The sequence below is a fragment of the Zoogloea sp. LCSB751 genome (assembly GCF_002028455.1).
Taxonomy (GTDB): domain Bacteria; phylum Pseudomonadota; class Gammaproteobacteria; order Burkholderiales; family Rhodocyclaceae; genus Zoogloea.
This window is the reverse complement of the sequence record NZ_MWUM01000321.1, coordinates 1-260: the sequence shown is the minus strand read 5'-3', so window position 1 is coordinate 260 and position 260 is coordinate 1. Positions and strand designations below refer to the sequence as shown.

General features: G+C 63.1%; 1 protein-coding gene. It reads right to left on the bottom strand.

Translation table 11 applies throughout. From position 1 onward, the window contains the following. On the bottom strand, nucleotides 1-260 hold a 260-nt coding region (locus B4920_RS26805; RefSeq protein ID WP_139379715.1), incomplete at both ends, for a cation:dicarboxylase symporter family transporter.

Here is a 260-nt window from a genome sequence, read left to right as displayed (position 1 = left end):
TGTTGAGGCCATCCACCAGCGGCTTGGCACGCTCGCGGGGCTGCTTGGCCAGCGCGATGCCGAGGAACATGCAGAACACCAGGATCTGCAGGATGTTCGCCTCGTTCAGGGCACTGAACACATTGGTCGGGATCATCCCAAGCAGGGTAGCCACGGCGTCCGGCAGGGCGCCCTTGTCGGCGTAATCACCGGAGAACATGGCGGCCGTGGAGCCGAAATCGACCCCGACACCGGGCTTGAAGACTTGACCCATCACCAGT